Source organism: Tardiphaga sp. (assembly GCF_025356345.1).
Lineage (GTDB): Bacteria > Pseudomonadota > Alphaproteobacteria > Rhizobiales > Xanthobacteraceae > Tardiphaga.
In genome coordinates this window covers 1-5,956 of sequence record NZ_JANXTC010000119.1, presented here as the reverse complement: position 1 = coordinate 5,956, position 5,956 = coordinate 1, and the positions used below count along the sequence as shown (strand labels likewise).

The 5,956-nt window shown below is 65.3% G+C and carries 7 protein-coding genes; 2 read left to right on the top strand and 5 right to left on the bottom strand.

Going from position 1 to position 5,956, the window contains the following annotated elements; all coding sequences use genetic code 11:
• Positions 1-360: 360 nt before the first annotated feature.
• Positions 361-780 (top strand): alternative ribosome rescue aminoacyl-tRNA hydrolase ArfB, encoded by a 420-nt coding sequence (gene arfB / locus Q0S16_RS07045; RefSeq protein WP_295846423.1) that lies wholly within the window; start codon positions 361-363, stop codon positions 778-780.
• Between the two features lie 145 nt (positions 781-925).
• On the opposite strand, the gene Q0S16_RS07040 is transcribed toward arfB, so the two are convergent.
• Entirely contained in the window at positions 926-1,234 is a 309-nt protein-coding gene (locus tag Q0S16_RS07040; RefSeq protein WP_295846421.1) for a hypothetical protein, read from the bottom strand.
• A 287-nt stretch (positions 1,235-1,521) separates the two neighbouring features.
• On the opposite strand from Q0S16_RS07040, the gene mutL reads away from it, so the two are divergent.
• Entirely contained in the window at positions 1,522-3,342 is a 1,821-nt protein-coding gene (gene mutL, locus Q0S16_RS07035; protein ID WP_295846420.1) for a DNA mismatch repair endonuclease MutL, read from the top strand.
• Here the strand turns inward: mutL and Q0S16_RS07030 are convergent.
• From Q0S16_RS07030 to Q0S16_RS07015, 4 genes are all read right to left on the bottom strand, one after another.
• Positions 3,291-3,716, bottom strand: coding sequence for an endonuclease domain-containing protein (locus Q0S16_RS07030; RefSeq protein WP_295846419.1), 426 nt, complete (start codon positions 3,714-3,716; stop codon positions 3,291-3,293). The two genes, mutL and Q0S16_RS07030, sit on opposite strands and share 52 nt — an antisense overlap.
• Before the next feature lie 111 nt (positions 3,717-3,827).
• Positions 3,828-4,214 (bottom strand): VOC family protein, encoded by a 387-nt coding sequence (locus tag Q0S16_RS07025; protein WP_295846418.1) that lies wholly within the window; start codon positions 4,212-4,214, stop codon positions 3,828-3,830.
• A gap of 100 nt (positions 4,215-4,314) precedes the next feature.
• The gene (gene rsmD / locus Q0S16_RS07020) at positions 4,315-4,872 is read right to left on the bottom strand and encodes a 16S rRNA (guanine(966)-N(2))-methyltransferase RsmD (RefSeq protein ID WP_295846425.1); all 558 of its coding nucleotides are present in this window, start codon (positions 4,870-4,872) and stop codon (positions 4,315-4,317) included.
• 201 nt (positions 4,873-5,073) lie between these two features.
• On the bottom strand, positions 5,074-5,956 hold an 883-nt coding region (locus Q0S16_RS07015; RefSeq protein WP_295846417.1), incomplete at its 5' end, for a pseudouridine synthase.

The following is a 5,956-nucleotide window of genomic DNA, read 5'->3' as shown; positions in this document are numbered from 1 at the left end:
GCCATTCAAGGCAGAGCCCCGTAGTGGGCCCGGACGGTGACCGCCAGCCTCCCGGGGCGTGCTTGCGAGGCACGCGCGCGGGACACCGCATCCTGCTCCGCTACCAAGACGCCTCATGACAGCGCCCCTCGCGAACAAGACGACAGAGCTAATAATCCTAAGTAGGATTTATGTCAAGAGAACATGCAGGATGGGTTGAGCTTTTGCGAAACCCATCACGGCCGCGCATGGAAGCGATGGGTTTCGCGAAGGACTCAACCCATCCTACGGCCACTGCCGTTTCGCTTTCTACGCACCTCGTCCGCGGCACCGCGTGAGAATCTGCTACACAGGCGCCATCTTTACTCCCGGTGAGCCTCCATGCTGCGGATTGCGCGCAATCTATCGATCGACGCGAACGACATCGAGGTGACGTTCGTGCGCGCCTCCGGGCCGGGCGGGCAGAACGTCAACAAGGTCTCGACCGCCGCACAGCTCCGCTTCGACAGCACCCGGCTGAACATTCCCGAGGACATGGTGATCCGGCTGCGGACACTGGCCGGCCAGCGCATGACAAAAGACGGCGTGATCGTGATCCACGCCCAGCGCTTCCGTAGCCAGGAACGCAACAAGGCCGACGCCATCGAGCGCCTGACCGAATTACTGCGGGAGGCCGCATTCCGCCCGATCACGCGCCGCGCCACCAAGCCGACCTTTGGCTCGAAAACCCGCCGGCTGGAAGGCAAGAAGCGCCGCGGCGACGTGAAATCGAAACGCGGCTCCGGCGGCTTCGACGACTGAGGCGCGGTTGTCCCGGATCTGCGAAGCCATCCTTCGTATGGCATCACGTCGGGACGCGTCGGCACCAAGCAAAAACGGCCCTTCCTTTCGAAAGAGCCGTCCCCGCACCCGCACTGACCGCGAGTGATCATCAGATTAGATCATGCTAATGGCGTTTGGGCGCCGCGGCACTGCCGGAGGCGTCGAGACCATTTGGCGCCGCACCCGGCGCCGCATTGCCCGTCGCGCCGGCGGTTCCGCGCACCGTGCCGCCGGTGGCGGAGCCAACCGTGCCCTTGGTGGCCGGGGCCTTCATTTCGGTGCCGGCGCCTGCCGCGGCGCCGCCCTGAATGGCACCGCCCTGCTGCATCGAGCCGCGCGTCTGAGTATCCGAGGCAGCGCCTTGCGCCAGAACCGGGCCGGCCATCAGGGCCGAAATCGTGAGGGCGATCGCCGAAGTTTTTACAATCTTCATTCGCTTCTCCTGGGATGGTCGCGCGATGACAGTGCCGCCTATGGTGCGCCGCCCGCGTCTTGCGGAACCGTCCATCGCACGAGAATTGCTACGAGCAACGCAGACCCATCAAGACCCTCGCATGTGTTCGCAGTGGAGACAGACCGCGTTCATTTCACGACTTTTTGCAGGGACATGACACATATGCGGCGGCGCAGGCGTGTGAAACAGTGGGGAGATATCGTCCCCGGTCCTCCCGCCCCCTCGCAAAAGCTCGTAAATTCAACCTCCTTCGCCTGAGTCCCGACATGCCCGTTCGTCAGCTGCCCGAAACCATCGTCAACCGCATCGCCGCCGGCGAAGTGGTGGAGCGCCCGGCCAGCGTGGTGAAGGAACTGGTGGAGAACGCCATCGATGCCGGCGCGCACCGCATCGACGTGTTCAGCGACGGCGGCGGAAGGCGACGGATCGGCATCACCGACGACGGCGCCGGCATGACCCATGCCGACCTCGCGCTGGCCACCGACCGCCACGCCACCTCCAAGCTCGACGACGAGGACCTGCTGGCGATCCGCACTTTGGGCTTTCGCGGCGAGGCGTTGCCGTCGATCGGCTCGGTGGCGCGACTGGGTATCACGACCCGGCATGCCAGCGAGCCGCATGCCTGGTCGCTCGCGGTGGAAGGCGGAGACAAGTCGCCGATCATGCCGGCGGCACTCTCGCAGGGCACCCGCGTCGAGGTCAGCGACCTGTTCTATGCGACGCCGGCACGGCTGAAATTTCTCAAGACCGACCGCACCGAGGCCGAGGCGATCCGCGAAGTGGTACGTCGCCTCGCCATGGCGCGGCCGGATATCGCTTTCAGCATGGCCGGCGAGGAGCGCGCGCCCGTGACCTGGGCCGCGGCGCTGCCCGGCCCCGCCGGACAATTGACCCGGCTCGGCGATATTCTCGGCGCCGAGTTCCGGCTCAGCGCCATCGAGGTCCGCTCGGAGCGCGAGGGCGTTGTCGTCGAAGGCTTTGCCGCGGCGCCGTCGCTGACCCGGGCCAATGCGCTCGGGCAATATCTGTTCGTCAATGGCCGGCCGGTGCGCGACAAGCTGATCATCGGCGCGGTGCGCGCCGCCTATTCCGACTATCTGCCGCGCGACCGCCACCCGGTGGTGGCGCTGTTCGTGACGCTAGATCCGCAGGAGGTCGACGCCAATGTGCATCCGGCCAAGACCGAGGTCCGGTTCCGCAATGCCGGCCTCGTGCGCGGCCTGATCGTGCATGCGCTGAAGGAGGGCCTGGCGCGCGAAGGCCGCCGCACCGCGGCCAATAGCGACGGCGCGGTGCTGGAGTCCTTCCGGCCAAATTTTTCGCCGAACTTCACGATGCGTCCCAACGCCAATTGGGAATGGCGGCAGTCGCCCTCCTACCCCGTCGGCGCGATGCCGTCCTTCCAAGGCTCCGCCGCGCTGGCCGAGCCCGACCAGGCTGGTTTCGATGTCGGCACGCCCGCCGCCGATGTGCGTTTCGAGCAAACCCCGAACAACGACCTGATCGACCGCCCGCTCGGTGCCGCGCGGGCGCAATTACACGAGAACTACATCGTGTCGCAGACCCGCGACGGCATGATCGTGGTCGACCAGCACGCCGCGCATGAGCGCATCGTCTATGAACGGCTGAAGGCCTCGATCGCCGCCAATGGCGTGCAGCGGCAGATCCTGCTGATCCCGGAAATCGTCGAGATGGACGAGGCCACCGTCGAACAATTGCTCGACCGCGCCGAGGAACTGGCGGGCTTTGGCCTCGCCATCGATTCCTTCGGCCCCGGTGCCGTCGCCGTGCGCGAAACACCCTCTTTGCTTGGTAAGGCCAATGCCGGCGCGCTGCTGCGTGATTTGGCCGAACACATGGCGGAATGGGACGAGGCGCTGCCGCTGGAGCGCCGGCTGATGCATGTCGCCGCCACCATGGCCTGCCATGGTTCGGTGCGCTCCGGCCGCCGGCTGAAGCCGGAGGAAATGAACGCCCTGCTGCGCGAGATGGAAGACACGCCGAACTCCGGCCAGTGCAACCACGGCCGGCCGACCTATGTGGAACTGAAGCTCAGCGACATCGAGAAGCTGTTCGGGAGACGGTAGGCGGGTTCGGCGGTGTTATCCCTCCCCCGCGTCTTCCGCGTGGGGAGGGTGGCCGGCCGAAAGGCCGGTCGGGTGGGGTGCCTCAACGCACTCCATACGACGTGCATAACCCCGTCCAAATTCTGATCGACATCGGAATTCCAGAATCGTAGCAAGCGAAACCCTTCGCCGCGCAAAAATGCATCCCGCGCCGCATCTTGCTTTGCACCCGGCTCCATGGCGTGCTGCCCGCCATCGACCTCGATTACGAGGTGATCGCGAAACGAAGCGAAATCAACGATGAGATGGCGGATGGGCGCCTGCCGCCTGAAGTGAAAGCCCAAGGGCTTGAGCTCACGTAGCTTCACCCACAGCTTCACTTCCTGCGGCGTCATGTTCTTTCGGAGTACCCGCGCGTTCTGGTTTGCCACGCCATCCCCCACCCGACCGGCCTATGGGCCGGCCACCCTCCCCACGCGAAAGACGCGGGGGAGGGAAACCCCTCACTATACCTGATACTTCGCGTCGCGCTCCAGCAGCTCGACCGAAATCCCCAGCGGTCCGGCGATGAAGCAGATGCGGGTGCCGGGACGGATGGTGGTCGGCTCCTTGGTGAATTCCACGCCCTTGGCTTTCAGCGACGCGGCGACCGCGTCGATATCCTTGACCGCCAGTCCGATATGTTCGAGGCCCTGATACGGCGTCAGCGGCGGCGGATTGACGTCGCTGGTCGCCTCGGCGAGAAAAATGCTGCCGCCACCGAGCTGGATGATCACCATCGCCGGCTTGCGCACGATCTCGGCGCCCAGCGTGTCGGCAAACCAGGTTGCCATCGCTTCGACGTCCGGCGTGCGGATGTGGACGTGGTCCCAAGTGTAGTTCGGATAGGTCATCGTTTTCTCCCCAGAATTTTTGTAGGATGAGTTGAGCGCTTGCAAAACCCATCGGCAGAGGGTGATGGGTTTCGCGAAGACGCTCAACCCATCCTACAGATCAGCGGAATCTCAAAAAGGTGAATTCGGTGTCGTCATAGGCGCGGCGTTCGAGCTCTTCAAAATGCTCGGGCGCTGCGAATTCCGCGTTCTTGGCTTCTTCCACCACCAGCAGCGCCCGCGGCGTCAGCCAGCCGCCATCGCGCAGCGAGGCCAGCGCCTGTTCCGCGAGCTTCATGCGGTAGGGCGGATCGAGAAACACCAGGCTGAACGGCTCGACCGGATGCGCCGGACCGAGATTGGCGGCATCGCGGCGATACACCTTGGTGACGCCGCCAAGCCCGAGCGCCTCGACATTGTTGCGCAGCAGCGCGCGCGCCTCTGCGCCATTGTCGACGAACAGCGTGAAGCCGGCGCCGCGCGACACCGCCTCGATGCCGAGCGCGCCGGTGCCGGCGAACAGGTCGAGCACGCGGGCGTCCTCGACCGGGTTGTCATAGGCATGGATCAGAATATTGAACAGCGCCTCACGCAGCCGGTCCGCCGTGGGACGGATCGCCTGCGTCTGAGGAGATGCGATGTTGCGGCCCTTCAGCCGTCCACCGACGACGCGCATCAGGAAGCTCGCTTGAGATAGTGAAGCACAAGCGATAGTGGCTCCCCTCTCCCCTCGCGGGAGAGGGTGGCGCGTAGCGCCGGGAGAGGGGGGCCACAAACGCCGTCGCCCGTGGCACCCCTCTCCCTGACCCTCCCCCGCAAGGGAGGAGGGGACATGACTGCCAGTGCGCTACACAAACCCGCCATCAACATCGCAGCAAACTCAGTCCTTGCGGGGCGTGATGTCGCGCTTGCCATGATAGCCGCGCTTCGGGCGCTTCGGCGGGCCGTAGCCCGACGCTTCTTCTTCATTACGTGCGCGGGATTCCTCGGAGCCGGTGCGCTGCACCAGCACGCGGCGGCCCTTGCGGTCCTCCACGGTCGAGCGCTTGAACTCCGGCTTCTTGACGATGATCGGATCATCCGACGGATCGCCCTTGCTGGGAATCTGGCGGGCGAAATCCGCACCCGAAGATTCCGCGATCTTCTCACCGAGCTGTTCACGCAGCACCCGGGTTTTGACTTCTTCCACCTGGCCTTCTTCCAGCTCGCCGAGCTGGAACGGGCCGTAGGAAATCCGGATCAGGCGGTTCACTTCGAGGCCGAGATGCGCCAGCACGTTGCGGACTTCGCGGTTCTTGCCTTCGCGGATCGCGAACACCAGCCAGACATTGGCGCCCTGGTCGCGTTCCAGCGTGGCATCGATCGAGCCGTACTTCACGCCGTCGACCTCGACGCCGTGCTTGAGCTGGTCGAGCTGCGACTGCGTGACTTCGCCATGGGCGCGGACGCGGTAGCGGCGTAGCCAGCCGGTGTCAGGCAATTCCAGCGTGCGTGCGAGGCCCCCATCATTGGTCAGCAGCAGCAGGCCTTCGGTATTGATGTCGAGCCGGCCGATGCTGATCAGCCGCGGCAGGGTCTTGGGCAGCGCGGTGAAGATGGTCGGGCGGCCTTCCGGATCGGAATGCGTCGTCACCAGCCCGCGCGGCTTGCTGTAGAGGAAAACGCGCGTGCGCTCGCGGCTCGCCATCGGCGCGCCGTCGACCACGATGCTGTCGCCAGGGGTGACGTTGAGCGCCGGAGAGGTAATGACCGCGCCATTGACC

Excerpts from the sequence above, each read along its gene's own strand:
- arfB (WP_295846423.1), top strand. The coding sequence starts at position 361 with ATGCTGCGGATTGCGCGCAATCTATCGATCGACGCGAACGACATCGAG.
- Q0S16_RS07040 (WP_295846421.1), bottom strand. The coding sequence starts at position 1,234 with ATGAAGATTGTAAAAACTTCGGCGATCGCCCTCACGATTTCGGCCCTG.
- mutL (WP_295846420.1), top strand. The coding sequence starts at position 1,522 with ATGCCCGTTCGTCAGCTGCCCGAAACCATCGTCAACCGCATCGCCGCC.
- Q0S16_RS07030 (WP_295846419.1), bottom strand. The coding sequence starts at position 3,716 with ATGACGCCGCAGGAAGTGAAGCTGTGGGTGAAGCTACGTGAGCTCAAG.
- Q0S16_RS07025 (WP_295846418.1), bottom strand. The coding sequence starts at position 4,214 with ATGACCTATCCGAACTACACTTGGGACCACGTCCACATCCGCACGCCG.